This is a genomic window from Gemmobacter aquarius (assembly GCF_003060865.1).
In the GTDB taxonomy this organism is placed as follows: Bacteria; Pseudomonadota; Alphaproteobacteria; order Rhodobacterales; family Rhodobacteraceae; genus Paragemmobacter; species Paragemmobacter aquarius.
In genome coordinates this window covers 110,671-135,463 of the sequence record NZ_CP028920.1, presented here as the reverse complement: position 1 = coordinate 135,463, position 24,793 = coordinate 110,671, and the positions used below count along the sequence as shown (strand labels likewise).

The window sequence follows — 24,793 nt, the reverse complement described above, 5'->3', positions numbered from 1 at the left end:
AGGATGAGGAATCATGTCTGCAACCACAATAATCGACACAGCGCCCTTGGGCGCGCTTATTCGTTACACCGACGGCAGTCCCAAACCGCCCGCACGCTTCACCAAGAAGCTGGCGGCATGGGAAAGGTCCAACGGTGTTGGCCGCCTGGTGAAGAAAGAACCGCCGCGGCCTTATCCAACCTGGACGGCTCCGGCGTCCTTCACGCTGCATGAGGGCAACTTCTCCTCAGAGGGGGTCATCCTTGTCACCATCATGCGCAGCCATTCGGCTGACAGTCGGCTGGTCTTCGAGGTGGCTGAGGAACCCAAAGCTGGACAAGTGCGTGTTCTTCTGGACTTTGGTGGCAACACCGAGCTGCTGCATCTGGCGGAATCCATTACCGCGGCCGAGCTCTGGATCGCGAGGGAGGGCTATCGCAATGCGAGGCTGCAGATCGTCGGCAATGAGCGCGATAGGGCAGGGGAGGCGGGTATCGCCGCCTGAGGGGATTAATTTCTGGCTCGGCCACTGCCGTCTTGCGGTTTGGCCGAGCCTCTCTCGACAGACAGGCGCCATTGGCATATATTGCCAATCAAACGGAGATCACTGCATGGCCACCCGCAACGTTGTGCTGACCGAACCCCAATCAAAGCTGATCGATGATTTGGTTGCCTCGGGCCGCTACCAGAACGCCTCCGAGGCGTTGCGGGCCGGTTTGCGCTTGCTGGAGCGCGAAGAGGCCGAGTTCCGTGACCTGCGCTCACGGCTAACACGTGGCGTGCTAGAGGCCCGAGAAGGCGCTTTCGCGCGCGGACCCGGTGAAGAAGCAATCCGGCGGGTCTTTGCAACGGCGCAAAAGTCCGCATCCTGATGCCAAAACCATGGGTGTTGACGCGGCAGGCAGAAGCCGCACTGAAAGATATTGCGGTCTGGACAGTCGAGACTTTTGGCAAGCGGCAGGCGGACGCTTATGCTGAAGACCTCATCGACAAGTGCCAGGCACTGGCAGACGGTGCCGCACCTTCCAAAGACTGCCGTCGACTGGTTGACCCGTCGCTGCCCGAAAACCTGCGCTATGCCCGGTCCGGGCAGCACTATGTGGTCTTTATCGCAGCGCCAGACCGGATGATCGTTGTCGACTTCCTGCATGTCAGGATGGACCTGCCTGCTCGGCTTGCCGCCCTGGGCGAAGGCGACAGCGGCGAATAGCCAACTCTCAATTTCAAAACGCACGGTAGAGGGCACAGAAGGCGGACATCGCCGCCCGAGCCTTCTCAGAGACCAAGGGGGCCCGCCGCACGCGGGCCTCTCATCCAGCACCAACCTTTCCCGTGCATCTGCGCGGGGCACCAAAGGCTCCATCCCCAGTAAGGCCTCGGTTAACTAAGAGCATGTCTGCAAGGCTGGCGGGGTGAGCATCAGCGGGACAATTCGGCTCCTTGTGTCAAAGTACCATCCCCCGCTTGCCAGTCCCTTCCTTGGCCCAAAGCCCGTCTTCGAGATCAAGCCACAAGGGCTCGGACTACGGGGCGAGCCCGTGCCGCCGGCCGGATTCGGGGCAAGCCCGAACGCACCCGGTGATGTCAGACCGTCCTTGGGCCTGCGGGTTCCTGTCAGCGCGGGGGATGGTCCCTCGCCTCCCAGCAGGAGCCAAAACAGATGTCCCGCAAAGATGCACACGCCTTCGCCGCCTCTCTCGCCGCCACGCTCATGGTTTCGATCGTGGTCTTTCAGGCAGGGGATGGAACCTTTGGTGCCGTCCCCGCCGATGAAATCGACGGCGATGAGGTTCAGGTGCTGGCTGAGATCGACCCGTGGGCGTAATGCCCACGCTCGTTAAGAAGGCCCGGGCTCGGCGCTATCGCGCCTCCGGGCCTTTCGCCTGTCTGCCCTCAAGAGCCTGACAGGCCCACTGCGCCGACGTCTTGTCGGCATTCCGAAATCCAAGGAAGGCGGTGGCAAGAAACTGAACAGGGATCCGCCGTGCTGGTTGTCGGAAAAGGAGCCGCTAGTGGGAAAGAGGAGGGTAAATTTTCAGCGTTGCTGGCTCCCCGTCAGCCGGATTGGGTTGCATCGCAGGGGTGTCGAAAGAGTCAACTGCGGTCCAAAGCTGTTGGACTTGGGTGAAAAGGGCGTTTATTCTTCCTATACGTTGTCGGCAGCGGGCCAAAAAGGAATACGTCCATGCCCATCGAGGTGAAACCGGCTGTGAGCGCGGGTTCAAGCATATAGCCCGACAGGCGCGTATCCTTGCCGATCACGACACGATGGCGGTGGTCACCGCGACGAAAGACACGGCCAGCCGCCATGCCGACGCGCAAGGCGGTTTCCGCCGTCATCGCGCCTTCGTTGGCTTTGCCACGAATACCGTCTGTGCCGAAATATTTGCGCACCATAAGGTCGATTATCCTGTCGTCGGGTCGCCCTCAAAGGGGACATGCCTGCTGAACCGCGAATATAGAGAAATATCCCGAATGTGCAGTTAACGAATTCTTGCGGTTTCTTTCAGCGCCGCCAATACCGCCAGCCCGTCGCGCAAGGGGCGCGGCTCGTGTGTGCGGATGAAGTCAGCTCCACCTGCGGCGGCGGCAAGCTCTGCAGCGAGTGTCGCGGCCCCGACATCCCCCGGACCACGGCCTGTGAGCGCGCGCAGAAAGGATTTGCGCGAAACAGACAGAAGCACCGGCAAATCGAAGCGCAGCCGCAATTCATCGAACCGCGCCAGCACCGAGAGCGAGGTTTCGGGAGCAGCCCCCAGAAAAAACCCCATGCCGGGATCAAGGACAAGGCGGTTGCGTTTGATACCGGCACCCGTCAGCGCCGCGATGCGCGCGTCAAAGAACGCCGCAATGTGATCCATGATGTCGCCAGCGGGTGCCTCGCGCCGATCTGCCTGCCCGTCTTGCACCGAATGCATAACGACGAGTTTGGCAGATGATTTCGCCAATTGCGGATAGAACGCAGCGTCTGGAAAACCGCGAATATCATTGAGATAGGCCACACCACGCGACAAGGCATAGGCTTGCGTCGCGGGTTGATAACTGTCGAGCGAGACGGGAATGCCATCTGCCTTGAGCGCGTCCAGCACCGGCGCGATACGCGCGATTTCTGTGTCGGACGAAACAGGCGCGGCGTCGGGATTGCTGGATGCCGGACCGAGGTCGATCACATCTGCCCCCTCGGCCATCAGCTTACGCGCCTGCGCAATGGCTGCGTCTGGCGCCAGATACCGGCCTCCATCGGAGAAACTGTCCGAGGTTATGTTGACGATGCCGAAAATGATGAGCGATTTATTCATGGGGGCTTCTACCTGCATTCCCCAAGTGGCGTGTCGTTTGAGGTGAAGATCGCCTGTATCCGAGCGCTAGACAAGGATTTTCTGCCGCAAGCGGCACCTGCGGTCGCGCAGACTGCTGGATCTGGACGGATCAGACCGCGAAGCCGCTGTTTCCTTGCCCAGGGGCGGCGTTTTTCAGCGCAGCGGACAGATCTGTCCAGCCGCTTTCGTTCAGTTTGAGCGTGGATCGCGATCATGCGCATAGCGGTGGCGCTCGCAATCGGCGGATAGCGGCGAGGATGGCGCGTACCATCGTGCCGGTGACAGCGACCTCGGCCAGCTGGAAGGTGATGGTGCGGGCGTGACGGACCACACGTGCCCCGATCTTGATCAGCTTCAGTTGCAGGCTGGTCAACGACCAGTCGGCCATGGCCTCGGGCAGCTCGATGCAGTGCAAGAAGGTGGCCAGGTTGTACGCCAGGGCGTGCAGTTGCAGCCGCACCTCATTGTCGCGGAACTTCCGGCACGACAGCCGCGTCCAGCGAAAGGCGTATTTGCCCTCTTTGATGTGCTGCTCGGCGGTGCCGCGCTGGTTGTAGAACCGCACCACCCAGTCCGGCTCCATCGGCAGGTTGGTGACGATGAAGCCGACACGCGGGAACAGTTCGCCCGGATGCCATTCGATCTTGGCGATCACCCGGCGTTCCTTGTCCCAGGACGCCGCCTGATACTCGAATTCCTCGAAGAACCGCTTGACCTTGGTCAGTGACGGCCGCCCGACAGGGCGCGTTAGCCGATGCGCGATCTTGTCCTTGAGGACCGCGTTTGCGGGCAGCCGGATGGCGTAGAAGAACCGCGCTTCTTCCAATCGCTCATAGATCGCCGGGATCGCGTAGGCAGCATCGGCCCGGAAGAACCTGCCACCAAGGTCGCGCTCCGCGTAGCGCGCAATGACGGGGTCGAGAACATCACGCCAGCCATCGGCGCTGTGGACGTTGCCATGGCGCAGGGCGCAGCGTTCCAGCATCCCGAACTGGTTGAACAGAAAGTTGGGGTGATAGCAGCTACAGTCGAAATGGCCATTCCAGGCGGACCCTTCCTGGTCGCCATGGGTCGGGCTGACCGAGCTGTCCATGTCCAGAACGATGTACTTCAGCCCGTTACGGTCATGGAACCGGTCGATCCATTGCCCGTTCAGGTCGGCCAGCGCGGCACGGTTCCCGGCCAGAGCCAGCGTCTCGGTCTCGAACCGTCCCATCTGCGATGCCGAGGCCGCTTGTGCATCGACCGCTCTGCCGCCGACAACTTGGCGCATGACCGGATCGCAGGCGAGACGGTTGGCGTCGTTGACATCCTCGTATCCGGCCAGCCGCCCAAAGACTGATTGCCGGAACAGGCCGTCGAGCCGATGGACCGTGTTCTTGCCAGAGCGAGTATCGCGCAGCGCCGCTGACGCCAAATCGGACAACCCGAGCGCGTCATCAAGCTCGCGCATCACCAGAAGGCCGCCGTCGGAACTGAGCTGCGTGCCGCGAAATTCCAGCCGCACGCGAGGGTCGAAATCCACCCGATCTGCCCGTTGCAAGCCCGCACCCTCTGGGTGATCCATGAAACGCGCCCCTCGCAGCCTTCAACACCATGTTTTATATAGGAAATATAATGGTCAGGACAGCGAAATCAGCGCCTTACTTGGGAAATGTGGGTTCTATAATAATAATAATCGAGCATGAGTCTCATCCTGCATTCCCCAAGTGGCGTGTCGTTTGAGGTGAAGATCGCCTGTATCCGAGCGCTAGACCTTGGCTTCATCGCCGAAGGATCGACCCATGACGCGCCGCCGCACCCTCGCGGTGACGGCGCTCGCCGTCATCGGCATCGCCGCCACCAGCGCCTCCCATTGGCCCGCAAAACTCATCTGGAACGCCACGGCAAGCGCGCCGGTCGGCTTCTACACGGTAGAGCCGGCCGACGCGCTCGACGTGCCCGAGCTGGTCGCCATCATGCCGCCCGAACCGCTGGCCGCCTTCATGGTCGAGCGCGGCTATATCGCGCGCGGCGTCCCGCTGTTGAAGCGCGTCTTGGGCCTGCCTGGACAGCGGGTTTGCCGCACCGGCCGCACGATCACGGTGAACGGGATCGACATGGGCGAGGCGCTGGAGCGTGACAGCCTCGGCCGCGATCTGCCCGTCTGGCAGGGCTGCCGCGTCATCGGCGACGACCAGCTTTTCCTCATGAATTGGGAAGTCCGCGACAGCCTCGACGGCCGGTATTTCGGACCCATCCCCGCAGTTTCCGTCATCGGCCGAGCGGTCCCGCTCTGGACCGATGAGGAAGGCGTCGGCCGCTACGAGTGGCGCGCGCCGACGCACTGAAATTCCCCCGAGAACCAACCGCAGGAGATTTCCATGGCAGAAATAGGCACCTTCACCCGCACCGAAACCGGCTATGCGGGAGTGCTTCATTCGTTCGGCCTCCACGAAAAGCTGTTCATCGTCCCGGCCAAACCGAGCGACGTGAAAAACGCCCCCGACTATCGCGTGCGCCTCGATAGCGGGGACGGCCCGGACGCCGGACCCGCATGGAAAGACTCCAGCGAGAACGCTGGCGAGTTCGTTTCGATGCGATTGGAGGGACCAATCTTCCCGTTCCCGATCCGCGCCAAACTGTTCCAGTCCAACGACGATCCTTCGGTCTGGACCCTGCGTTGGAAGCACGCCCGGAAGATCGAGGATGACGAATGACGGCCGCGCGCGTCCGGCCCGCCATCCGGTCCAAGATCGTCATCCCTTTGTTCGCGGAAAAGCCGTCTCATCCCTTCGTTCCGCTCGGCCACCGGACGGCCGGCGCGCACAGCGAAGGTCAGGGGCGGCCATCGGCCGGCGCTTGCGCCTTGCCCTTGACCGCAGCGAGCACGCTGGCAGGCTGGTGTCGAAGCGGAGACAGGACTGCATGGCATTATGCCGTCCTGATACTGGCCGGCGCGCTTTTCGCCTGCGCGGGATCGGGCGTCGCTGTCGCGCAATCCGCGTCGGTTGAGCGCCCGGCTGCCGCCCAGCCCTATGCGGCGCACATCGCCGAGGCGTCGCAGCGTTTCGGCATCCCAGAGCACTGGATTCGCGCCGTGCTGCACGCCGAGAGCGCGGGCGATGTGCGCGCGATTTCGTCGGCCGGGGCGATGGGATTGATGCAGGTGATGCCCGACACATGGGCGGGCCTGCGCGTCCGCCATGGCCTCGGCCGTGATCCCTATGACCCGCGCGACAACATCCTCGCAGGCACGGCCTACCTGCGCGAAATGTTCGACCGCTACGGCAATGTCGCGGCGATGCTGGCGGCCTACAATGCCGGTCCCGGCCGCTATGACCACTACCTTGCGACCGGCCGCACTCTGCCGGCCGAGACGCGGGCCTATGTCGCCGCGCTGGTGCCCGTTCTCGGCGGCGCAGCTGCGACCCAACCGCCGTCATCGGCACCGCCACCACCGCCCGATTGGCGCGAGGCAGCGTTGTTCGTCATGCGCTCCGGCGACGCCCGCACGACCGTTTCGATGCGCGATTCTGTCGATGCAGAGCAGCAGGACGGCAGCATTTTCGTGGTCCGCGCAAGCGACGGAGGAACGCCATGAGGGCGGTGTTTCCGCGCTCGGCGGTGCTCATTCCGGTGTCCAGTCAGGCGGGTTTGCGCCCGACTGGATTCCCGGCAGGAAAGGCAGAGAAGGAAGAAAGGGCGGAGGGCAAGATTAAAGAAGACGGCACCATGTCGGGCCGCTTCTGGAAATTGTTGTTGTCTGCACACTGGTTAGGTGGCCGGTTCCGGCACCATGGTTTTGAGGGGCCGCGTGCCGCGATTTTGCGCAAAGCCTTGGCTTTGCAGGGTTTCAAGCGGCACCATAGGCGCAGATCGGCGGTTTTCCGGCGGTTTGGGCTGGAGTCGCGCCCTTGAGCGCCGACGACGAAAACCGCTTCCGACCGAAGCCCGGCCGCATCCGATCCGACACGCCGAAGGCCGGCAAGACCAAGAGCTTTTTCACGCAGGTCAAGAAGATCACCCGGCAGCATCAGGCGGCAGCCTCCCGCGACCCTTCCATGCCGTCATCCGCCCGCCCGTCATCGTCGGGCCGGTCCCGTGCCGTGGTCGCCAGCGGCAAGGGCGTGAAGCGCGGCCGGGGCGCGAGCTTCGTGCGTGCCCGCAATATCTCGGGCAACTGGCATCATCGCCAGCCGGGCAGCCGCCGCGTCATCGTCAAGCAGCGCAGCGTCAGGGCCGCATTGAAGGGCGGCCGTGCCCGTGCACATCTGCGCTATGTCCAGCGTGACGGAACCTCACGCGACGGCGAGCGGGGCCGGCTCTATTCGGCGACCGAGCACCGCGCCGATGGCGACGCCTTCCTTGATCGCGGCAAGGACGACCGCCACCAGTTCAGATTCATCGTCTCGCCCGAGGACAGCGCAGAGCTGTCGGACCTCACGGCTTACACCCGCGATTTCATGAAGCAGGTGGAAGCCGACCTCGGCACGAAACTCGATTGGGTCGCCGTCAATCACTACAACACCGGCCATCCCCATGTGCATATCATCGTCAATGGGCGCGACGATATGGGCGGGGATCTAGTCATCAACGGCGACTATCTTTCCGCCGGCCTGCGCGAACGGGCCAGCGAGCTTGCCAGTCTTGAACTCGGCCCCGTTACCGAGATCGAGCAGACCCGCAAGCGGTCCGCCGAAATCGACCAAGACCGCTTGACCCGGATCGACCGCGCCATGGCCGAAGAAGCCGATGCCCGCTTCCTCGACCTGCGCCATGAGCCGGCTGCACCACGCCGCCAGTTCGAGCGGACGTTACGCCTGCGCAGGCTCGCCAAGCTGGAGAAGATGGGGCTGGCGACCGAGCACGCGCCCGCCGTTTGGGAATTGAGCAAGAACATGGAGCCAGCCCTGCGCGAGCTAGGCGAGCGTGGCGACATTATCCGCACCATGCAGAAGGCGCTCGGTGCGGAAGGTGGCGAGCGCGATCCCATGAGTTTTCAAATCCATGACGGAGCGCCCGAGACGCCCATCGTCGGTCGCGTCGTTGACAAGCACCTGTCCGACGAGTTGGGGGAGAACCTAACAGTCATGGTGGACGGGATCGACGGCAGGACGCACCACATCGCCGGCCTCGCGCCCGAGCGGCTGGAGGACGCCCGCATCGGCAGCGTCGTCCAGATCGGCCCGGCCGAGGTGACGGCCCGGCCGTCCGACCGCACCATCACCGCCATCGCCGAGGACGGCATCTATCGGCCGAGCCGCCATCTGGAGCAGGCGAAGTTCGAGGGCCGCGTTCCCGGCGGTGACTACGAGGGCTATGTCGATGCCCATGTGCGCCGGCTGGAGGCATTGCGTCGCGCCGGGATCGTCGAGCGGATCGATGCGGATCAATGGCGTATCCCTGACGATCTGGCTAGCCGTGCCGCTGCCCATGACGCCGGCCGCGACCGGCAGGCCAGTGTTCGCGTCCTTTCTCCCGTCAATCTGGACAGGCAGATCGGATCGGACGGCGCGACCTGGCTGGACCGGAGGCTGATCCATGGCGAGACGGCCGACCTTGCCCCGACCGGCTTCGGCCAGCAGGTGCGCGAGGCTATGGACCAGCGCCGCGAGCATCATATCGAGCAGCGTGACGCCACGCGCAGCCGGGACGGCCGAATCTTCTACCGGCGCAATCTTCTCGCCACCCTGCGCGAGCGGGAAGTTGCGCGCGCCGGTGCGGAGATGGCCGAGGGCAAGGCGCTGCCGTTCCGCGCCGCCAAGGATGGTGAGAGTGTCAGCGGCAAGTTCACCGGGACTGTCCAGCTAACGAGCGGCAAGTTCGCCATCGTGGAAAAGAGCCACGAGTTCACCCTTGTCCCGTGGCGGCCGATCATCGACCGCCAGCTCGGCCGCGAGGTCGCGGGTATCATGCAGGGCGGTTCGGTGTCGTGGCAGTTAGGGCGGCAGCGGGGGTTGGGGCTATAGGAGCCAACGATACCGCATTGCAACGCAACAACTAATTCGATAAGAGCTGCTATTCAATTTCGTAATCGTGGAGCCATCAGCATGGGAAATTCCAAGTCAGCAGACAAGTAAGCCGCAACATCAGAATTGTTGTTGCGGCGCTCTGTAAGACCAATCCCATCTGATTGCTGACGAGCAGACGCTGCCCGGTATCCTTAATCGAGCGGTTGATTCGTCATGACCACCACACGCCCCGCGTGGGCCTATACGCTGCCGGCAGCCTTGCTGCTTATGGCTCCCTTCGACATCCTCGCCTCGCTGGCGATGGATATTTATCTTCCAGTCGTTCCGGCGATGCCGGGCGTCCTGAACACGACTCCATCCATAATCCAACTCACGTTGAGCCTCTACATGGTGATGCTCGGTGTGGGCCAAGTGATCTTTGGGCCACTCTCCGATCGCGTCGGGCGACGGCCGATCCTGCTTGTAGGCGCAACGGCTTTCGTTGCTGCGTCTCTGGGAGCGGCTTGTTCTTCAACTGCATTAGCCTTTGTTGCGTTTCGTCTGGTTCAGGCTGTTGGAGCATCGGCCATGCTGGTGGCCACCTTCGCGACCGTGCGCGACGTATATGCCAATCGTCCCGAAGGTGCCGTCATCTACGGCCTTTTCAGTTCGATGCTGGCGTTCGTGCCTGCGCTCGGCCCTATAGCCGGTGCGCTGATCGGCGAGTTTTGGGGATGGCAGGCGATCTTCATCACACTGGCTGCACTGGCTTCGCTCGCACTCTTAAACGCCAGTTTCAGGTGGCATGAAACCCGACCGTTGGATCAGGCCAGAACGCAACGATCTGTTTTGCCGATCTTCGCGAGTCCGGCCTTTTGGGTTTACACGGTCGGATTTAGTGCCGGCATGGGCACATTCTTCGTTTTCTTCTCGACAGCCCCCCGTGTTCTCATAGGCCAAGCCGGCTATTCCGAGATCGGATTTAGCTTGGCCTTCGCGACTGTCGCGCTGGTCATGGTCACGACAACCCGCTTCGCAAAGTCCTTCGTTGCCAAATGGGGTATCGCGGGATGCGTAGCGCGCGGGATGGCGTTGCTCGTTTCCGGCGCGATCCTGTTGGGGATCGGCCAACTTTTCGGATCGCCGTCATTTTTCAGCTTCATCCTGCCGATGTGGGTTGTCGCGGTCGGCATTGTCTTCACGGTGTCCGTTACCGCCAACGGCGCACTTGCGCAGTTCGACGACATCGCTGGATCAGCGGTTGCGTTCTACTTCTGCATCCAAAGCCTGATAGTCAGTATCGTCGGGACATTGGCGGTGACGCTGGTAAACGGCGATACAGCGTGGCCCGTGATTTGTTACGCCACGGCAATGGCAGTGCTGGTGTCGTTGGGGCTGGCGCTCCTTCGATCCCGTGATGCTGCCACCGAGAAGTCGCCAGTCGTCTAGCCGACGACTGGAAGCAAGCCCGCTCCGATGCGGCGCAATAATCTTCGAAACCTCGTGAATGGCGGTATCCTGTCTGGCAAGATACCGCTCATTTCCCTTGTCCCGTGGCGGCCGGTCATCGACCGCCAGCTCGGCCGTGAGGTCATGGGCATCGTGCAAAGCGGATCGGTGTCGTGGCAGTTGGGGCGGCAAAGGGGCATAAGCCTCTAATCTGTTGTAGATGAACGCAGCCGCTCGAAACCAGCGATGAGGCTGTCGAGTCCGAAGTTGAACGCAGCATCCATGCCGTCTGTTTCCAACTCGTGAAACAGATCGTGCAGGAAGGACGACGGTGCTTGCTCGGACACATCTGGCCTGTCCGGAACTCTCTCATCGGCATCAGATGCCTGCTGCTCGAGAACGGAACCGACCACATAGTGACTGACCGCCCGGAGCGCCCAAACGGCGCGCTTCGGACAAAAGCCCTCCGCGCAGAGAAAGCGTATTTGCGTCTCGGCGGTGCCAAAATTCGGTTCTGTCGGTCGAGTGCCGGCATGGATACGCGCGCCGTCGCGATAAGAGAGCAACGCCGTTCTGAAGCTCAGGGCATTCTCTTTCAGGAACACCCGCCAGTCCTCATTCTCTTCGGGTAGCGAGCGGGTATGGCGTTCCGCCAGCATCGCCTCGGCGAGCGCATCAAGCAGCGCTCGCTTGTTCTGGAAATGCCAGTAAAGCGCAGGCTGCTGAACCTTGAGGCGTTCAGCGAGCTTCCGCGTCGTCAGGCTGTCCATGCCAACCTCGTTCAACAGCTCTAGCGCCGCCGCGATCACGGTGCCCTTGTCCAGTTTGGTCATTCACGTTCCTTCGCCAGTGCTTGACAATTTATCACCGATAAGTTCTATGTCCATCTCCTTATCGTTGATAAAGTCGCTCCATTGAGCGGCGCTGGAGTTTCAGGTGCGCAGCTCTGCCATCATTGCCCTGCTGATCGTGGGTCTTGACGCCATGGGTCTCGGCCTCATCATGCCCGTCCTTCCGACGCTTCTGCGTGAGCTTGTGCCAGCAGAGCAGGTCGCTGGACACTATGGTGCCTTGCTGTCGCTCTATGCATTGATGCAGGTCGTCTTCGCGCCCATGCTTGGACAGCTTTCGGATTCTTACGGTCGGCGTCCGGTACTTCTGGCTTCTCTTGCAGGAGCCGCAGTCGATTACACGATTATGGCATCAGCGCCGGTCTTATGGGTGCTCTATATCGGCCGACTCGTGTCCGGCGTCACGGGCGCAACCGGAGCTGTAGCAGCCTCAACCATTGCCGATTCGACGGGGGAAGGTTCTCGCGCACGCTGGTTCGGCTACATGGGGGCCTGTTATGGGGCGGGCATGATTGCCGGGCCAGCACTTGGTGGCATGCTCGGTGGTATCTCTGCTCATGCCCCGTTTATCGCCGCCGCCCTTCTCAACGGGTTCGCGTTCCTGCTTGCCTGCATTTTCCTCAAGGAGACTCATCACAGCCATGGCGGGACCGGAAAGCCGGTTCGCATCAAACCATTCGTTCTGTTACGGCTGGATGATGCATTGCGCGGGCTAGGTGCGCTTTTCGCAGTTTTCTTCATTATTCAACTGATCGGCCAAGTGCCTGCAGCCCTATGGGTCATATATGGCGAGGACCGTTTTCAGTGGAACACCGCGACCGTTGGTTTGTCGCTCGCGGCGTTTGGGGCAACACATGCGATCTTCCAAGCGTTTGTTACCGGCCCGCTTTCAAGCCGGCTTGGAGAGCGGCGCACGCTGCTGTTTGGCATGGCTGCGGATGCGACTGGCTTCGTTCTTCTGGCTTTTGCCACGCAGGGATGGATGGTGTTCCCGATTCTGTTGCTGCTTGCCGCCGGGGGTGTTGGCATGCCGGCCTTGCAGGCAATGCTCTCAAACAATGTCAGCAGTAACAAGCAAGGGGCTTTGCAAGGAACGCTAACGAGCCTCACCAATCTAAGCTCTATCGCAGGACCGCTTGGCTTCACAGCACTCTATTCTGCCACCGCCGGGGCATGGAACGGTTGGGTTTGGATTGTCGGCGCGATCCTCTATTTAATATGTCTGCCAATACTACGCAGACCATTCGCAACTTCATTGTGATTTAGTCATGGCGATTTGGCATGCGTAGACTTAGGAGAAATGACGGATTAAATCTGTTGAGCAATCATCTCCTTTCGGGGCGAGTGCCAATGATGACCTTAGTTCACACTCTCGCTGTCGCCGAATATCTCAACTTCCGTCACGCCGCCAACGCGCTCGGCGTTGCACAGTCCAGCGTCAGCGCCCGCGTGAAGGCACTGGAAGAAGACCTCGGCATCCTCTTGTTCGAGCGTCATGCGCGCGGCGTTCGGCTGACCGAGGCCGGACGCCATTTCGTCGAGCGGATAGCCGTAGGTATTGACCAACTCGACCATGCGGTGAAAACCGCCGGCATGGCGGCAGCCGGAGAAAGCGGCCGGCTTCGTATCGGTATCCATGCCCTGATTCCGCATAGCTTCCTCGCAAAGCTGATCGGCCAATACCGCAAGGATTACCCCGATGTTGAAGTCGAGATCGCCGAAGGCCCGGCCCGTGAAGCGGTGGTGCAGCTTCGCGCCGGTAGGTTGGACGTGGCGTTCGTCGCGGGCACGCCCCAACCACCCGACTGCCATTCCCGTCGCACATGGACCGAACCGCTCTTGGCGGTGCTACCGGAACGGCATCCGCTCGCCAAGCGGTCAGCCGTCACATGGCCCGATTTGGCAGGCGAGACGTTCCTTGTCCGGCATGGCGGCACTGGACCGCAGGTTCATAGCCATATCGTGCTACGCCATGCCGAGCGCTGGCCTGCGCCGTCGATCCTGCGCTTCGACGTGGGGCGTGGCACCCTTTTGTCTTTGGTCGGACAGGGCTTTGGCATCACCATCGTCGGCGCGGCCACGGCGCTGTTGCCGACAAACGGCATTGTCTTTTTGCCCTTCACCGACGAGCCGGAGCCGGTCGCCTTCTCGGCTGTCTGGTCGCCGTCCAATCGCAGCGCGGCGCTTCGCAACCTGCTCAGCCTCGCCAACGACATGGGCCGGAAGGTCTGCACGGACTACCGTTCGATACTACCACGGATAGCGAAGGCGTGAGCGACAAGTCCACCGGCACCGTACAATTATCCAGCAGCCAGTTCGCTGTGGTTGAAAAGAGCCATAAATGCACCCTTGTCCCGTGGCGGCCGGTCATCAACCGCCAGCTCAGCAGCGAGGTCTGCGCGGGCAGATAGGACCGGCGCTATAGGATCAATGCTCTATTCGACCTTCCTCTCAAAAGCGTTATCTGACCATCGTTGCGTAGCGAACCGAAGTGTTTGCGGAAGCACAGTCCGGGACTGTTACTGCCATCGCCGGAAAGCGACACTTGCATTAACACCGCCAAAGCCGAATCCGTTGGAACGCCTATCAACCGGCCTTCACAGAATGAACGCAAATCCTGGACTCGAGCACTGTTGCTAACTGACACCCACAGTTATGAAGCTACAAAGTGAGAGGAGAGCATGTTGTCGATCTAGGAGACCCCTGAAATGGCATCTAGAAGCTCTCTAAGGCCCCTCACAGTCCCGACTCCGAGTCTAAGGTGTCACACTTACATGCCCGTAAACCGCCTAGCCTCTGAGGGCTTAAATAGAACGTATCCTACAAAATAGACACAGTGCCATATTTATTTCACATCTACCTCTTGACGAGCTACAACACGACACCCACATTACTCCTGCATTCCCCAAGTGGCGTGTCGTTTGAGGTGAAGATCGCCTGTATCCGAGCGCTAGACAAGGATTTTCTGCCGCAAGCGGCACCTGCGGTCGCGCAGACTGCTGGATCTGGACGGATCAGACCGCGAAGCCGCTGTTTCCTTGCCCAGGGGCGGCGTTTTTCAGCGCAGCGGACAGATCTGTCCAGCCGCTTTCGTTCAGTTTGAGCGTGGATCGCGATCATGCGCATAGCGGTGGCGCTCGCAATCGGCGGATAGCGGCGAGGATGGCGCGTACCATCGTGCCGGTGACAGCGACCTCGGCCAGCTGGAAGGTGATGGTGCGGGCGTGACGGACCACACGTGCCCCGATCTTGATCAGCTTCAGTTGCAGGCTGGTCAACGACCAGTCGGCCATGGCCTCGGGCAGCTCGATGCAGTGCAAGAAGGTGGCCAGGTTGTACGCCAGGGCGTGCAGTTGCAGCCGCACCTCATTGTCGCGGAACTTCCGGCACGACAGCCGCGTCCAGCGAAAGGCGTATTTGCCCTCTTTGATGTGCTGCTCGGCGGTGCCGCGCTGGTTGTAGAACCGCACCACCCAGTCCGGCTCCATCGGCAGGTTGGTGACGATGAAGCCGACACGCGGGAACAGTTCGCCCGGATGCCATTCGATCTTGGCGATCACCCGGCGTTCCTTGTCCCAGGACGCCGCCTGATACTCGAATTCCTCGAAGAACCGCTTGACCTTGGTCAGTGACGGCCGCCCGACAGGGCGCGTTAGCCGATGCGCGATCTTGTCCTTGAGGACCGCGTTTGCGGGCAGCCGGATGGCGTAGAAGAACCGCGCTTCTTCCAATCGCTCATAGATCGCCGGGATCGCGTAGGCAGCATCGGCCCGGAAGAACCTGCCACCAAGGTCGCGCTCCGCGTAGCGCGCAATGACGGGGTCGAGAACATCACGCCAGCCATCGGCGCTGTGGACGTTGCCATGGCGCAGGGCGCAGCGTTCCAGCATCCCGAACTGGTTGAACAGAAAGTTGGGGTGATAGCAGCTACAGTCGAAATGGCCATTCCAGGCGGACCCTTCCTGGTCGCCATGGGTCGGGCTGACCGAGCTGTCCATGTCCAGAACGATGTACTTCAGCCCGTTACGGTCATGGAACCGGTCGATCCATTGCCCGTTCAGGTCGGCCAGCGCGGCACGGTTCCCGGCCAGAGCCAGCGTCTCGGTCTCGAACCGTCCCATCTGCGATGCCGAGGCCGCTTGTGCATCGACCGCTCTGCCGCCGACAACTTGGCGCATGACCGGATCGCAGGCGAGACGGTTGGCGTCGTTGACATCCTCGTATCCGGCCAGCCGCCCAAAGACTGATTGCCGGAACAGGCCGTCGAGCCGATGGACCGTGTTCTTGCCAGAGCGAGTATCGCGCAGCGCCGCTGACGCCAAATCGGACAACCCGAGCGCGTCATCAAGCTCGCGCATCACCAGAAGGCCGCCGTCGGAACTGAGCTGCGTGCCGCGAAATTCCAGCCGCACGCGAGGGTCGAAATCCACCCGATCTGCCCGTTGCAAGCCCGCACCCTCTGGGTGATCCATGAAACGCGCCCCTCGCAGCCTTCAACACCATGTTTTATATAGGAAATATAATGGTCAGGACAGCGAAATCAGCGCCTTACTTGGGAAATGTGGGCTGAAGCAGATAGGGCAGGGGACTTTCTCATGTTGGGAGAACTGCGCTCTGTAAACATGACCGAGGCGACATGTTCACAAATGTGGATTTCTATAACACGAACGCCCCACTGCTGGGTCACGCATAGGCGGTCAGTTGACTGCCATGTCCTCGGGCGATTTGCCTGCTTCTAGGGCCGCGACAAACCACAGCGGCTTGCGCCCCCGGCCTGACCAGGTGAGGGCCGCGTTTTCTGGATGGCGGTATTTCGCGGCGGCGGGCGCACGGGTGGGTTTCACCTCGGTGCCAATCAGGTCGGCCAGGGAATAGCCCATCTCTTTGGCAATGATCTCGAGCTTGCTGCGGGCATCGCTTTTCTGCCTGTCCTCAAATGTGGAAATGGCCTTGGCCAGATCCTTCTGCAGGCTCTTGAGCTCTTTGAGCGACAGTGTCTCAACGTCGAATTCAGCCATGGGTGCCTCGTGTCCAAAATGATGCCCTTGGGATAGCCGTCACGGCGCGGGCTCGCAACTCCGATCGGGCTTAGGCGCGAATGGCAAGAAAGGGGCTCTGAGGTGATCCGCCGCTATGGGGATAAGGACTTCGGGCTTACCGTCTTATCAGGGCGAGGAAAGACATGTTCTGCAAGTGCCTCCGATCACTCCTGTCCCCGGTGCCATCCCTTCGACTGACAATCCCCTAAGCCTGTTCGGCCTCATGCGCGCAACCCCGCGTCAGTCTGGGCCGTGTTGGCTAGCGTTTCTTTGGAAACGCGGCACCTGCCCGCTCCACCCCGGACCTTTGGGGGTTTCCGTCTGGTCTGCTGGCCCAGCCGTGCACGCCTCACCCGACAGGCTTCTTTCGGGTCTTGTCGAAGGGACGGTCCCGGGGACAGGAAACACAGGAGCTTAACATGCAGAACATCGTCATCCTCGCCGGCAACATCGGTCAGAAGCCCGAAGTCCGCGCCACCCAGAGCGGCACCAAGATCACCAACTTCACCCTCGCCACCTCGCGCCCCCGCCTTTCGGAAGGTCGCGCGATCCGCGACGAAAACGGCTACCGGGTCATGGACACCGAATGGCACCGCATCACCTGCTTCAACGGTCTCGGCAAGACTGTCGCAGAGCACTGCGAAAAGGGCATGAAGGTCATGGTCCACGGCCGCATCCACTACACAAAGTGGACCGACGCAACCGGCGTTGACCGCTACGGCTGCGAGATCATCGCGGAGAAGGTCGACTTCCTCAGCCGCCCGAAAGCGACCGAGAATGAAAACCCCGAGCTGGTCGACCGCGACGACGAGATCCCGTTCTGAAAAGAACGGGGTCTCCCTAAGGCCCGGCGGGGCAACCCGCCGGGTTTCAGGCCCCGTTAGTACGCGGGTTGCCGGGGCAAAGGACAAGATCGACAGTTTCGGCCCAGAGCTGCCGTTCGACTTCATTGCAACGAAGGTCCACTTGGAGCCGAAAGCAGACGCCTTGACCGTTGTCATGCTGCACAGCAGTCCGCTGGTGGACAGAAACCATATCACCCTTGCGAAAATATACAAACATGATAGTATAGTTCGATACTAAGCAAGGTGCATTGAAAATGACTGTATCCCCCCGCAACCGTTGGGCGGTTCTGGTGACCGTGGCGGCTGGTCTGCTGTTGATCACGCTGGACAACTCCATCCTCTATACCGCCCTGCCGACTCTGACACGTGAGCTGGGCGCGACACAGACCCAAGGGTTGTGGATCATCAACGCCTATCCGCTGGTCATGGCGGGGTTGCTGCTGGGGGCCGGCACGCTCGGTGATCGCCTCGGGCATCGGCTGATGTTTCTGATCGGGCTGGTCCTGTTCGGCATCGCCTCGCTGGTCGCGGCCTTCGCGCCAACGGCCAATGTCCTGATCGCGGCCCGGGCCTTCCTTGCGGTCGGTGCCGCCGCAATGATGCCCGCCACACTTGCCCTGCTGCGGGTCAGCTTCACCGATGAGAAAGAGCGCAATTTCGCCATCGCTATCTGGGGCTCGATCTCGGTGATCGGCGTCGCACTCGGGCCGATCATCTCGGGCTTCCTGCTGTCCCACTTCTGGTGGGGATCGGTGTTCCTGGTGAACGTGCCGGTAGTTGTCCTGGCGTTCATCTCGACGCTGATCGTTGCTCCGAGGGTTGCTCCCGACAGGTCGCGGCACTGGGATTTCGTCTCATCCGTGCTGGCGCTGTTGGCCCTGGCGGCGCTGGTGATCGCCATCAAGGAAACCGCCCATGCCGGGCAATCCTGGGCAGTCCCCGCTGCCACCGCAACCATCGGCCTGATCGCAACCGTCCTGTTCACCCGTCGGCAATCCCGGCTGGCGGACCCTCTCTTGAACTTCGCCCTGTTCCGAAATCCCGCCTTCCTTGCGGGCACCCTGGCTGCGGCCTTTGCCATGTTCGCCTTCGCCGGGCTGCAACTGGCAACCACGCAGCGCTTCCAGCTGGTCGCGGGCTTCACGCCCATGCAGGCGGGCATCCTTGTGTCGTTGGCAGCCATCGGGTCGCTGCCGACCGCAATGCTTGGTGGTGCCTTCCTGCACCGGATTGGGCTGCGCATCCTGATCGCGGGCGGGCTGGCGGTAGCGACGGTCGGTGTCCTGATCGCAACCCTGGGGATCAGCCACGGCATCGGTTGGCTGATTGCCGGATCGGTGCTGGCCGGTGCCGGGGTCGGTGCGGCCATGTCGGTGGCCTCTACCGCCATCGTCGGCAATGCGCCGGTGCAGAATGCCGGGATGGCCGCCTCGGTCGAGGAAGTGTCGTTCGAGTTCGGCAGCCTGATCGCCGTTGCCCTTCTAGGCAGCCTGATGGCGGCGGTTTATTCTCTTGGCGTCATCTTGCCTGAGGGCGTCCCCGGCGCGGCGCGCGACAGCCTGCCCGAGGCCCTCTCAATTGCCGCGGAGATGGGCGCCGATGGAACGTCGCTGATCGGTGCCGCTTCGACTGCGTTTGACCGCGCGTTCCTGATGGTGATGTATGTCCTCGCGGGCGTCATCGCACTGGGCGCGCTGTTCACCGGGGTGCTGCTGCGGTCCTATGGGCCGGGTTCGCAATCCTCGCACTATCCGCATTGAGGTTATCACGATGAGAGAGAGCAACCGTGACAAGATCCTTGATGGGGTGGTGCGGCTGATCGAGCGGGACGGCGTCACCGCCGTCACCTTCGACGCGGTCGCGGCGGAAACCGGCATCACGCGGGGCGGCATCATCTATCACTTCGCATCGCGCGATGAACTGCTTCTGGCAACCCACCAGCATCTGGCCCGGCACTGGGAGGAACAACTGCGTAGCCTTGCCCCGGACCCGGACCTGCCGACTGACCGTTATGCAGCCTATGTCCAAAGTTGCAGTCGGGATGCCACCCGGGCAGAACTGCTGATGATGCTGGAAAGCGCGGGGGACAAACGGTTGGTTCAGGTCTGGTCCGAGGTGATCGACCATTGGGCACCACCGGTCCCGCAAGCCGATGATCCCGTCGGCCTCGCCCATTTCCTGGCGCGGATTGCGGCTGACGGGCTTTGGGCGCACCGGGCCATGGCCGGACGACCGCTGCCGCCAGAGGTCAAGGCGATGGTGACCGGCTCGCTGCTGAAAATGATGGAATAGTAGTCGACGCCAACACGAGCACTCGCTTTCGCGGTTTTGTCGAAACCGCGAAAGCTCCGCCACCAACAGTCACTTCGCCACTAGGCGCCACGGCCCCAATGCACCGAAGGCAGCTCTTGCGCTGCAGGAGCGACCGTCCGCTCCGTCCCGCATTGCTGACCTCCATCCTTTGCGCAGCGACCGTCCGCTCTCCGCCCATCGCGACTCGTAGAGTGAGAGGAGTGCAGGTTTCCCGTTGACGGGTTGAGGGCTGGGAGAGTGGCTCCTGGCGCCCGTCGCAGGAGATAGCCGATGGGCGTTGTGGAAGTTCTGGATCCGGTCGCACCGGTACGGTCTGGTGGCTGGAAAGTGGATGTGAGCCGGGGGGAGCGGAACGGGCGGGTGTCGTCCGAATGGTTCAACCGCCCCGATGACGAGCGGTATCTTTCCCTCGATGATCTTTGGGCCAATGTGAAGGGTCGCTCCGAGCGCAGCCGCAGCCGCGTGGTGCAGACGGCGGACATTCGCGTCGAGGCGGCGCGCGACAGCGACGACCGGCTGCACCTCGTTCTGCCGAAAGCGCATGAACCGGTGGCGCCCACGCATTGGGCCTTTGGCCAGCTTGCCAGCATCGTCGGTGCCCCGGCGTCTTACTTGCGCCAGCTGCCCGCGCCGCTGGCGGGGATCAACCTGCAATACGGTCTGACCAACCACCGCGCCGAGCAGGTGAAGACTTTTGAGACCGAGGACGGCCGCACGGAGCTGCGCGCGGTCACCGGTCCGGATTATGGCCGCATCCATGACCATGAGCTGGTCGAGGCGGTGCAGCGCATCGCGGGCAATGGCACGGGCGACACGCGCTGGAAGGTGCCAGGCGTGCTGGACTGGTCGACCGGGGTCTACAACCCCGATGTCGAGATCAGCCGCGACACGACCACGCTCTATGCCTCTGACCGCGATGTCTTTCTGTTCCTGGTGGATGATCACAACCCGATCGAGGCGGGCCGCCTGCCGGACGGCTCCCCTGATCTCTATTTCCGGGGCTTTTATTGCTGGAACTCCGAGGTGGGGGCGAAAACCCTCGGCATGGCGAGCTTCTACCTGCGGGCGGTGTGCCAGAACCGCAACCTTTGGGGTGTCGAGGATTTCCAGGAGATCACAATCCGCCACTCGAAATACGCCGCCTCGCGCTTCGCCCATGAGGCAGCTCCGGCGCTTACGCGCTTCGCCAATTCCTCGCCGCAGGGCTTCGTGAACGGGATCAAGGCTGCGCGGCAGCAGATCGTCGCACGGACGGACGAGGACCGGGATGACTTTCTGCGCAAACGCGGCTTCTCCAAGGCTGAGTCTGGCAAGATCATTGAGAAGGTGCTGATGGAAGAGGGTCGTCCGCCCGAAAGCATCTTCGACTTCGTGCAGGGCATCACGCGGCTTGCGCGCGATAAGACCCAGCAAGATGCCCGCCTCGACATGGAGGGCCGCGCCAAGAAGCTTCTCGACCGGGTCGGCTGAGGCCGCGCGTCATCCGCTTGACCGCCCAAGCCCGTTGGGCGGTCAGCTTTTCATAATTGCGCCGACGGCTCGCCCTTCGACAGGGCAGTGGCGTCGGCGTTTTCATTTTTCGGAGACTCACCGTGACCCCGCAAGAAGAAACCGTCATCCTCGAGGCCCGCGAAATCCTCGGGCGCTATCTGAACCAGAACCCGGTCCTTGGCAGCTGGCAGGCTGTTCGCGACTATTGTGCGCTGACGGTACGCGGCGAGGTGGAGCGCTTCCACGTACTCTACCTCGACCGACGCAATCGCGTCATCTCGGACGAGCAGCTTGCGGTCGGAACTGTGGACCATGTCCCAGTCTATCCCCGCGAGATCATCAAGCGGGCGCTGATGTTGAACGCAAGCGCCCTGATCGTGGTCCACAACCACCCCTCCGGTGATCCGACGCCTTCCGAGGCGGATATCACCATGACGAAAGAAATCCAGAAGGGCTGCAAGTATCTCGGCCTGACTTTGCATGACCACATCATCGTGGGTGGGGGCCAGGAACTCTCTCTTCGGGGTTTGGGCAAGATGTGACCCGTCCTTCGGATCAACACCTTCCGTCGCCCCTTCGAGGAAGAGGGCGGCGGTTTGGTCTTTGACGCTTGAGGCGGGGAGAGAGGCTTCCCGCACCGTCGGAGATATTTCCCATGTTCGACCTTTCCTTTCCGGCCCTATCGACCCCGTTTCCGGCTGACGCCATGCCGGTCGTCGCGCACAGCACTTTTGACCCCGCGCTGCCCTTTTCTCTGACGCTGCCTGATCGCAACCCTGCGGCTGCGATGTCGGGAGAGGCCCATCCCCTGATCATCGGCCATTTCGCGACGCTGGCCGAGGCCATGCGGGGCGCGATCAAAATGGCGGACGAAATGGAGCCTGATGCTGCACCGCGCATGCTGGCGATCCTTGACCGCGATGAGCGTCTTGTCCTTGCCGGTGCTGCAGCGAATGGCGCTGTCGCTTGGTGCGCTCCGGTCATGACCGCGACTGAGGCCCGGGTCGTGGTTATGGAAGCAAGCCAGCTTCGGGCGCAGGCAAGCCGTGCGGCGGACTGGCTGGAGAGCGATCTCGCAACCCGCCTGCGGCAGCGTGCCGATCTCTTGGAGGCTCGCCTCGTGGATCCACTCTGGCGCGCCTTTGCCACGCGCGCCCTGCAGATCGCGGCATGACCCCAGAGAGGCAGAGGAGGGCAGGGGGCTTTTGTGAGCTTCGCCGGGGCAAGAGAGTACCCGGTGGGCTCCGACCCTTTCACCTTCTTCGGAGACCCCCATGACCCAGGTTGAACCCACCCTCCCGGCGCCGATGCCGCCGTCCACCATCGACTTCGCCGCAGTGTTCGCGGCGCAGGCCAAACAAGCCGCCCGCGAGGCCGAACTGCGTCCGGCCAACAGAGATCGCCTATTCGATGCCCTGACCGCCGCCGGCATTTCTCATGTCACGGTCAGCTTCGATGGCGAGGGCGACAGCGGCCAGATCGAAAGCGTCGCCGCCTGGTCAGGGGAGACCGCCGTCAATTTCCCTGCCGTGGAAATGCCCTATGCCGCGATCACCTGGGACAGTCCCGAGGTCGAGATGCGGCAGCTTTCGCTCGAAGATGTCGTCGAACAGCTCGCCTATGATTTCCTCAGCGACACCCACGGCGGTTGGGAGAACAACGACGGCGCCTATGGCGAGTTCTGCTTCGACGCCAGCGCCCGCTGCATCCACCTCGAGTTCAACGAACGGTTCACGTCGTCCGAACTCTTCACCCATGAATTCTGAGGGGGCGGCGATGGCACATCCGTATCACCACGCGCTCTCCTCGGTGAAAAAATGGGGCGGCACGGCCGACGACTTCATGGCAGTGCATTCGTGGTTTGACGCCAGCAAAATGCTGCATGCGGACTTTCGGCATCGGGCGCTGCGCCACCATGCCGAGGGAATATTCATGGCTGAGACGATCTTCGGGCCGACGATCGCACTGTCGACGGGCCGCATCATCCCAACCCGATGGGTCGGCGAGCAGCACGTCCGCGAAGATTTGGGCTTCATCCCCAGCTTTTCGGACTGGATCAAGGCGATCCGACCGGAACCTTGGATGGGGCGAACTGAGAAGCTTGAGCCTTTGGTCGATCCGCACCTGGTATCGCCCGTGTTGGAGGTCAGGTGACGTGGACCCGTTCTATCCCCATCTGAATCTTCCCCTGACGGCAAAACCGCGTGATGTCATCAAGGCTGCGGCCAAAGCGCTGCATCCGTGGATCCGCCGTCAGCCCGGTCTGCGGCTGTCGCGGCGGCGGTTCTACCGCGACATGCTGAATGCGCATGAGGCCGCACAGGAGAGGGCAAGGTCTGCTTCGTCCTGACCGGCAGACACCAACCCCAAAGACTTACCCCTCTTCAATCATACCGCCCGGCCCTTCGGTCGGGTGGTTCTCATTCAGGAGTCACCTATGGCTGATTACTTCACGCATTTCTCGTGCCTGCTCGATGTTGGCACTTCGGAAAATGCGCTTGCCGCGCATCGTATGTTCGTCCAGTCGCGGCTTGAAGACGCTGACCGCGATGAACCGCTTTGCTGCGGCTTCGAGCTTTCGCTGCAAGAGGGCGACGCTGCGTATGTCCTTTGGATCCACGATGATCTCTCTGGCGACGTCGAACAGGTGATTGGCTTCGTGCTGCGCCTGGCTGAAGCGTTCGACCTCAAGGGGGTGTGGGGTTTCGCCTATGCTCTTACCTGTTCGCGTCCCCGCCTCGACGCTTTCGGTGGCGGCGCACATGTCATCGACTTGGGTGCGCGCAAATCCATCGGCTGGACCAGCACGCAAGAATGGCTGGCTGCGGCGCTGAACGGGGAAGACGCACATGCCTGAGCTCATCTGCACGACGGTCTATCAGTTCCCCGAGCTCTCCGATGCGGCCAAAGACAAGGCGCGCAGCTGGTATCGCGACCTCGGGCCCCACGACGACTGGTGGGATGCGGTCTACGAGGATTTCGAACGGGTCTGTGAAATCCTCGGCTTTCGTTTAAAGACCACGCCCGTCCGCCTGATGGGCGGCGGGACAAGACAGAAACCCTGCATCTGGTTTTCGGGTTTCTGGAGCCAGGGCGACGGTGCGGCCTTCGAGGGATACCTCAGCCACGCCAAGGGCGCGGCCGCACGCATTCGGGACTACGCCCCGACGGACGCGACGCTGCACGGCATCGCCGACCGCCTGCAAGCCATCCAGCGGCGGAACTTCTACCAGCTCGCCGCCGAGACCAGTCACCGTGGCCGCTACTATCACGAATACACCATGTCGGTGGACGTCACGCGCGACAGTTCAACCTGGCAGTCGCCCACCGAGGACGCGGAGGAGATCGTGACCGAAGCGCTGCGTGATCTCGCCCGTTGGCTTTATCGCCAACTTCAGGCCGAATACGACCACCTCACCTCGGACGAGGCCATCGAGGAGGGGATCATCGTCAACGAGTACACCTTCACCGAAGGAGGGCGGCGTTTCGGGTGAAACCGACATTGTGAATATCTTCCCTCATCAGGCACTTGAAATGTACGTCAATTGGGCGTACATGATGACGAGATATTCA

Annotated in this window: 28 protein-coding genes and 4 pseudogenes; 26 read left to right on the top strand and 6 right to left on the bottom strand. The window is 62.0% G+C overall.

Features of this window, described 5'->3' with window-relative positions; all coding sequences use genetic code 11:
- The first annotated feature begins 13 nt into the window (after positions 1-13).
- The 4 genes from HYN69_RS19890 (at position 14) to HYN69_RS21060 (ending at position 1,804) form a co-directional block, all read left to right on the top strand.
- A complete protein-coding gene (locus HYN69_RS19890) occupies positions 14-484 on the top strand; it encodes a hypothetical protein (RefSeq protein WP_108437631.1) in 471 nt (156 codons plus the stop codon).
- 106 nt (positions 485-590) lie between these two features.
- Entirely contained in the window at positions 591-851 is a 261-nt protein-coding gene (locus tag HYN69_RS19885) for a type II toxin-antitoxin system ParD family antitoxin (protein WP_108437630.1), read from the top strand.
- 14 nt (positions 852-865) lie between these two features.
- The gene (locus HYN69_RS19880; protein WP_230426607.1) at positions 866-1,189 is read left to right on the top strand and encodes a type II toxin-antitoxin system RelE/ParE family toxin; all 324 of its coding nucleotides are present in this window, start codon (positions 866-868) and stop codon (positions 1,187-1,189) included.
- 450 nt (positions 1,190-1,639) lie between these two features.
- On the top strand, positions 1,640-1,804 hold the full coding sequence (locus HYN69_RS21060; protein WP_174213678.1) for a hypothetical protein: 165 nt from the start codon (positions 1,640-1,642) through the stop codon (positions 1,802-1,804).
- 329 nt (positions 1,805-2,133) lie between these two features.
- Here the strand turns inward: HYN69_RS21060 and glmM are convergent.
- The 3 genes and pseudogenes from glmM to HYN69_RS19860 form a co-directional block, all read right to left on the bottom strand.
- Positions 2,134-2,376 (bottom strand): annotated as a pseudogene (gene glmM / locus HYN69_RS19870) (phosphoglucosamine mutase); the annotation flags it as partial.
- An 86-nt stretch (positions 2,377-2,462) separates the two neighbouring features.
- Complete coding sequence (sul2, locus tag HYN69_RS19865) at positions 2,463-3,278, bottom strand: sulfonamide-resistant dihydropteroate synthase Sul2 (protein ID WP_001043260.1); 816 nt, start codon at positions 3,276-3,278, stop codon at positions 2,463-2,465.
- A 232-nt stretch (positions 3,279-3,510) separates the two neighbouring features.
- Positions 3,511-4,866, bottom strand: coding sequence for an IS1380-like element IS1247 family transposase (locus HYN69_RS19860; RefSeq protein WP_078527637.1), 1,356 nt, complete (start codon positions 4,864-4,866; stop codon positions 3,511-3,513).
- A 217-nt stretch (positions 4,867-5,083) separates the two neighbouring features.
- Here HYN69_RS19860 and HYN69_RS19855 point away from each other — a divergent pair, with 217 nt between their 5' ends.
- The 8 genes and pseudogenes from HYN69_RS19855 to HYN69_RS21055 all read left to right on the top strand — a co-directional run.
- Positions 5,084-5,629, top strand: coding sequence for a S26 family signal peptidase (locus HYN69_RS19855; RefSeq protein WP_108437627.1), 546 nt, complete (start codon positions 5,084-5,086; stop codon positions 5,627-5,629).
- Positions 5,630-5,662: 33 nt separating this feature from the next.
- Complete coding sequence (locus HYN69_RS19850; protein WP_102906887.1) at positions 5,663-5,998, top strand: DUF736 domain-containing protein; 336 nt, start codon at positions 5,663-5,665, stop codon at positions 5,996-5,998.
- Positions 5,995-6,882 (top strand): lytic transglycosylase domain-containing protein, encoded by an 888-nt coding sequence (locus HYN69_RS19845; protein ID WP_102906886.1) that lies wholly within the window; start codon positions 5,995-5,997, stop codon positions 6,880-6,882. The genes HYN69_RS19850 and HYN69_RS19845 overlap by 4 nt, the downstream gene beginning before the upstream one ends.
- Positions 6,879-7,199 carry a hypothetical protein gene (locus HYN69_RS20765; RefSeq protein ID WP_092842504.1) on the top strand — a complete coding sequence of 107 codons (321 nt, stop codon included), beginning with the start codon at positions 6,879-6,881 and terminating at the stop codon, positions 7,197-7,199. Before HYN69_RS19845 ends, HYN69_RS20765 begins: the two co-directional genes overlap by 4 nt.
- A gap of 143 nt (positions 7,200-7,342) precedes the next feature.
- Positions 7,343-7,843, top strand: a pseudogene (locus HYN69_RS22010) (relaxase/mobilization nuclease domain-containing protein); the annotation flags it as partial.
- A 9-nt stretch (positions 7,844-7,852) separates the two neighbouring features.
- Positions 7,853-9,250: a DUF3363 domain-containing protein gene (locus tag HYN69_RS21855; RefSeq protein WP_407925268.1), complete on the top strand. Its 1,398-nt coding sequence runs from the start codon at positions 7,853-7,855 to the stop codon at positions 9,248-9,250.
- Between the two features lie 216 nt (positions 9,251-9,466).
- Complete coding sequence (gene floR, locus HYN69_RS19835) at positions 9,467-10,681, top strand: chloramphenicol/florfenicol efflux MFS transporter FloR (protein ID WP_093994463.1); 1,215 nt, start codon at positions 9,467-9,469, stop codon at positions 10,679-10,681.
- Between the two features lie 93 nt (positions 10,682-10,774).
- Positions 10,775-10,891, top strand: a pseudogene (locus HYN69_RS21055) (DUF3363 domain-containing protein); the annotation flags it as partial.
- Here HYN69_RS21055 and tetR(G) read toward each other — a convergent pair.
- The gene (tetR(G), locus tag HYN69_RS19825) at positions 10,888-11,514 is read right to left on the bottom strand and encodes a tetracycline resistance transcriptional repressor TetR(G) (protein ID WP_000163574.1); all 627 of its coding nucleotides are present in this window, start codon (positions 11,512-11,514) and stop codon (positions 10,888-10,890) included. The pseudogene HYN69_RS21055 and the gene tetR(G) overlap by 4 nt on opposite strands.
- A 103-nt stretch (positions 11,515-11,617) precedes the next feature.
- On the opposite strand from tetR(G), the gene tet(G) reads away from it, so the two are divergent.
- From tet(G) to HYN69_RS21610, 3 genes and pseudogenes are all read left to right on the top strand, one after another.
- Positions 11,618-12,793 (top strand): tetracycline efflux MFS transporter Tet(G), encoded by a 1,176-nt coding sequence (gene tet(G), locus HYN69_RS19820; protein ID WP_001257840.1) that lies wholly within the window; start codon positions 11,618-11,620, stop codon positions 12,791-12,793.
- An 89-nt stretch (positions 12,794-12,882) separates the two neighbouring features.
- Entirely contained in the window at positions 12,883-13,806 is a 924-nt protein-coding gene (locus HYN69_RS21615) for a LysR family transcriptional regulator (protein ID WP_028657710.1), read from the top strand.
- A pseudogene (locus tag HYN69_RS21610) lies at positions 13,743-13,928 on the top strand (DUF3363 domain-containing protein); the annotation flags it as partial. The gene HYN69_RS21615 and the pseudogene HYN69_RS21610, both read left to right, overlap by 64 nt.
- Positions 13,929-14,648: 720 nt before the next feature.
- Here the strand turns inward: HYN69_RS21610 and HYN69_RS19805 are convergent.
- Together HYN69_RS19805 and HYN69_RS19800 are read right to left on the bottom strand one after the other, a co-directional pair.
- Complete coding sequence (locus HYN69_RS19805) at positions 14,649-16,004, bottom strand: IS1380-like element IS1247 family transposase (RefSeq protein WP_078527637.1); 1,356 nt, start codon at positions 16,002-16,004, stop codon at positions 14,649-14,651.
- A 225-nt stretch (positions 16,005-16,229) separates the two neighbouring features.
- Positions 16,230-16,550 carry an H-NS histone family protein gene (locus HYN69_RS19800; protein ID WP_108437626.1) on the bottom strand — a complete coding sequence of 107 codons (321 nt, stop codon included), beginning with the start codon at positions 16,548-16,550 and terminating at the stop codon, positions 16,230-16,232.
- A 440-nt stretch (positions 16,551-16,990) separates the two neighbouring features.
- Here HYN69_RS19800 and HYN69_RS19795 point away from each other — a divergent pair, with 440 nt between their 5' ends.
- The 11 genes from HYN69_RS19795 to HYN69_RS19745 all read left to right on the top strand — a co-directional run bounded on the left by HYN69_RS19795 (position 16,991) and on the right by HYN69_RS19745 (position 24,714).
- Positions 16,991-17,395 carry a single-stranded DNA-binding protein gene (locus HYN69_RS19795; protein WP_108437625.1) on the top strand — a complete coding sequence of 135 codons (405 nt, stop codon included), beginning with the start codon at positions 16,991-16,993 and terminating at the stop codon, positions 17,393-17,395.
- 275 nt (positions 17,396-17,670) lie between these two features.
- Positions 17,671-19,176, top strand: a complete 1,506-nt coding sequence (locus HYN69_RS19790) for an MFS transporter (RefSeq protein WP_108437624.1) — start codon at positions 17,671-17,673, stop codon at positions 19,174-19,176.
- A gap of 10 nt (positions 19,177-19,186) precedes the next feature.
- Positions 19,187-19,708 (top strand): TetR/AcrR family transcriptional regulator, encoded by a 522-nt coding sequence (locus HYN69_RS19785; RefSeq protein WP_108437623.1) that lies wholly within the window; start codon positions 19,187-19,189, stop codon positions 19,706-19,708.
- Between the two features lie 291 nt (positions 19,709-19,999).
- Complete coding sequence (locus tag HYN69_RS19780; RefSeq protein WP_108437622.1) at positions 20,000-21,199, top strand: DUF932 domain-containing protein; 1,200 nt, start codon at positions 20,000-20,002, stop codon at positions 21,197-21,199.
- A 122-nt stretch (positions 21,200-21,321) separates the two neighbouring features.
- A complete protein-coding gene (locus HYN69_RS19775) occupies positions 21,322-21,762 on the top strand; it encodes a JAB domain-containing protein (protein WP_108437621.1) in 441 nt (146 codons plus the stop codon).
- 113 nt (positions 21,763-21,875) lie between these two features.
- Positions 21,876-22,394, top strand: coding sequence for a DNA repair protein RadC (locus HYN69_RS19770; RefSeq protein WP_108437620.1), 519 nt, complete (start codon positions 21,876-21,878; stop codon positions 22,392-22,394).
- A gap of 100 nt (positions 22,395-22,494) precedes the next feature.
- Positions 22,495-22,986 (top strand): DUF6878 family protein, encoded by a 492-nt coding sequence (locus HYN69_RS19765; RefSeq protein WP_108437619.1) that lies wholly within the window; start codon positions 22,495-22,497, stop codon positions 22,984-22,986.
- A gap of 10 nt (positions 22,987-22,996) precedes the next feature.
- Positions 22,997-23,374 carry a DUF6915 family protein gene (locus HYN69_RS19760; protein ID WP_108437618.1) on the top strand — a complete coding sequence of 126 codons (378 nt, stop codon included), beginning with the start codon at positions 22,997-22,999 and terminating at the stop codon, positions 23,372-23,374.
- 1 nt (position 23,375) lies between these two features.
- Complete coding sequence (locus HYN69_RS19755; RefSeq protein ID WP_108437617.1) at positions 23,376-23,570, top strand: hypothetical protein; 195 nt, start codon at positions 23,376-23,378, stop codon at positions 23,568-23,570.
- Positions 23,571-23,657: 87 nt separating this feature from the next.
- Complete coding sequence (locus HYN69_RS19750) at positions 23,658-24,077, top strand: hypothetical protein (RefSeq protein ID WP_108437616.1); 420 nt, start codon at positions 23,658-23,660, stop codon at positions 24,075-24,077.
- Entirely contained in the window at positions 24,070-24,714 is a 645-nt protein-coding gene (locus HYN69_RS19745; RefSeq protein WP_108437615.1) for an antitoxin of toxin-antitoxin stability system, read from the top strand. The genes HYN69_RS19750 and HYN69_RS19745 overlap by 8 nt, the downstream gene beginning before the upstream one ends.
- Positions 24,715-24,793: the final 79 nt, after the last annotated feature.

Bases quoted from the DNA above. Each gene is read 5' to 3' on its own strand.
- HYN69_RS19890 (WP_108437631.1), top strand. From the start codon at position 14: ATGTCTGCAACCACAATAATCGACACAGCGCCCTTGGGCGCGCTTATT.
- HYN69_RS20765 (WP_092842504.1), top strand. From the start codon at position 6,879: ATGAGGGCGGTGTTTCCGCGCTCGGCGGTGCTCATTCCGGTGTCCAGT.
- floR (WP_093994463.1), top strand. From the start codon at position 9,467: ATGACCACCACACGCCCCGCGTGGGCCTATACGCTGCCGGCAGCCTTG.
- HYN69_RS19750 (WP_108437616.1), top strand. From the start codon at position 23,658: ATGGCTGATTACTTCACGCATTTCTCGTGCCTGCTCGATGTTGGCACT.
- HYN69_RS19760 (WP_108437618.1), top strand. From the start codon at position 22,997: ATGGCACATCCGTATCACCACGCGCTCTCCTCGGTGAAAAAATGGGGC.
- HYN69_RS21615 (WP_028657710.1), top strand. From the start codon at position 12,883: ATGATGACCTTAGTTCACACTCTCGCTGTCGCCGAATATCTCAACTTC.
- HYN69_RS19845 (WP_102906886.1), top strand. From the start codon at position 5,995: ATGACGGCCGCGCGCGTCCGGCCCGCCATCCGGTCCAAGATCGTCATC.
- HYN69_RS21060 (WP_174213678.1), top strand. From the start codon at position 1,640: ATGTCCCGCAAAGATGCACACGCCTTCGCCGCCTCTCTCGCCGCCACG.
- HYN69_RS19855 (WP_108437627.1), top strand. From the start codon at position 5,084: ATGACGCGCCGCCGCACCCTCGCGGTGACGGCGCTCGCCGTCATCGGC.
- HYN69_RS19795 (WP_108437625.1), top strand. From the start codon at position 16,991: ATGCAGAACATCGTCATCCTCGCCGGCAACATCGGTCAGAAGCCCGAA.
- HYN69_RS21855 (WP_407925268.1), top strand. From the start codon at position 7,853: ATGGGCGGGGATCTAGTCATCAACGGCGACTATCTTTCCGCCGGCCTG.
- HYN69_RS19885 (WP_108437630.1), top strand. From the start codon at position 591: ATGGCCACCCGCAACGTTGTGCTGACCGAACCCCAATCAAAGCTGATC.
- HYN69_RS19770 (WP_108437620.1), top strand. From the start codon at position 21,876: ATGTTCGACCTTTCCTTTCCGGCCCTATCGACCCCGTTTCCGGCTGAC.
- HYN69_RS19790 (WP_108437624.1), top strand. From the start codon at position 17,671: ATGACTGTATCCCCCCGCAACCGTTGGGCGGTTCTGGTGACCGTGGCG.
- sul2 (WP_001043260.1), bottom strand. From the start codon at position 3,278: ATGAATAAATCGCTCATCATTTTCGGCATCGTCAACATAACCTCGGAC.
- HYN69_RS19780 (WP_108437622.1), top strand. From the start codon at position 20,000: ATGGGCGTTGTGGAAGTTCTGGATCCGGTCGCACCGGTACGGTCTGGT.
- HYN69_RS19850 (WP_102906887.1), top strand. From the start codon at position 5,663: ATGGCAGAAATAGGCACCTTCACCCGCACCGAAACCGGCTATGCGGGA.
- HYN69_RS19805 (WP_078527637.1), bottom strand. From the start codon at position 16,004: ATGGATCACCCAGAGGGTGCGGGCTTGCAACGGGCAGATCGGGTGGAT.
- HYN69_RS19860 (WP_078527637.1), bottom strand. From the start codon at position 4,866: ATGGATCACCCAGAGGGTGCGGGCTTGCAACGGGCAGATCGGGTGGAT.
- HYN69_RS19785 (WP_108437623.1), top strand. From the start codon at position 19,187: ATGAGAGAGAGCAACCGTGACAAGATCCTTGATGGGGTGGTGCGGCTG.
- HYN69_RS19800 (WP_108437626.1), bottom strand. From the start codon at position 16,550: ATGGCTGAATTCGACGTTGAGACACTGTCGCTCAAAGAGCTCAAGAGC.
- HYN69_RS19745 (WP_108437615.1), top strand. From the start codon at position 24,070: ATGCCTGAGCTCATCTGCACGACGGTCTATCAGTTCCCCGAGCTCTCC.
- HYN69_RS19765 (WP_108437619.1), top strand. From the start codon at position 22,495: ATGACCCAGGTTGAACCCACCCTCCCGGCGCCGATGCCGCCGTCCACC.